General features: G+C 67.2%; 1 protein-coding gene. It reads right to left on the bottom strand.

The genetic code is table 11. The features are described from left to right. A protein-coding gene (locus ACLVWQ_RS40415) for an IS3 family transposase (protein WP_414114328.1) occupies positions 1–1,213 on the bottom strand; the annotation gives its coding sequence in 2 pieces (ribosomal slippage) (positions 1–886 and positions 886–1,213; 1,214 coding nt annotated over the 2 pieces). This gene is flagged as partial in the annotation. Positions 1,214–1,227 lie beyond the last annotated feature (14 nt).

Below are 1,227 nucleotides of genomic sequence, written 5' to 3'. Positions count from 1 at the left end.
GTAGCTGACTGTTGCTCGTAGGCGATCGGTGCCTGCTGTCCGTTCGCCGAGTGTCGTCGGCGGGTGTTGTAACGGGTGGTCCAGCGGAAGACGGCCAGGTGGCAGGCGCGGACCCCGTCGAAGCGGCGGGCGCCACGGAGCGTCTCGCGTTTGAGGGCAGCGTTGAAGCTCTCGGCGAGTGCATTGTCCGCGCTCGTGCCGACCGCACCCATGGACTGTCGCACACCCAACTCGGCGCATACATCGCTGAATTGGCGGGAGGTGTATTGCGCTCCGTGATCGCTGTGGAAGACGGCTCCGTCGAGGCTGCCGCGGGTCGCGGCGGCTGCCCGGAGCGCGTCGGTGACCAGCGAGGTGCGCATGTGGTCGGCGATCGACCAGCCCACCAAGCGGCGCGAGAAGCAGTCGATCACTGTCGCCAGATACAGGAACTCGCCGTCGCCGACCGGCAAGTACGTGATGTCGCCGACGTACTTGGTGTTCGGCGCGCTTGCGGTGAAGTCGCGCCGGAACAGGTCCGGGACCGGCGTGGCGGACGGTTCGGGCACCGTGGTGACCTGGCGCTTGCGCAGCCGCAGCCCGGCGATGCCGAACTTCCGCATGACCCGTCCGACACGCTTGTGGTTCACGCGCTCGCCCTGGTCGCACAGCTCGGCGGTGATCCGGGGTCGGCCGTAGGTGCCGTCCCACTCGGCGTGCACGGCTCTGATCCGCTCGGCGAGCGCGGCGTCCGCCCACTCACGCGCGGCGCGGGCCTCCCGGCCGGCCCGCCATTTGTAGAAGCTGGAGCGAGCGACCTCCAGTACGTGACACAACCGCTTCACGCCCCAGGCGCGGTGGTGGTCCTCAATGAACTTGAAGCGGTTCACCAGTTCATCTCGGCGGCGAAAAACTTCGTCGCCTTGCGGAGAATGTCCCGTTCGGTGGCCAGTTTCTGGTTCTCCTTGCGCACCGCTTTCAGCTCCGCGCGCAGGGCAGCTATCTCGGCTTCCAGATCCTGCCTCGTGGTCTCGCCCACCGGGATGTCCTTCGTGCTCGTGCTCGTCGTGGCGTCTTCACCGCGGCGGGCCCGCTCGGCCCGCACCCAGTTGCGCAGCGTCTCCCGGCTGATCCCCAGATCCTTGCCGATACCTTCGAAGGTGTGGCCGGGATCCGACAGGTACAGCGCGACCGCGTCCGCCTTGAACTCGGGCGAGTAGACCTTCATCACCATAAAAGATGCCTCCC

The organism is Streptomyces sp. CWNU-52B (assembly GCF_047444975.1).
Taxonomy (GTDB): domain Bacteria; phylum Actinomycetota; class Actinomycetes; order Streptomycetales; family Streptomycetaceae; genus Streptomyces.
The sequence above is the reverse complement of the archived record's forward strand: the minus strand, read 5'-3'. Positions and strand labels throughout refer to the sequence as shown.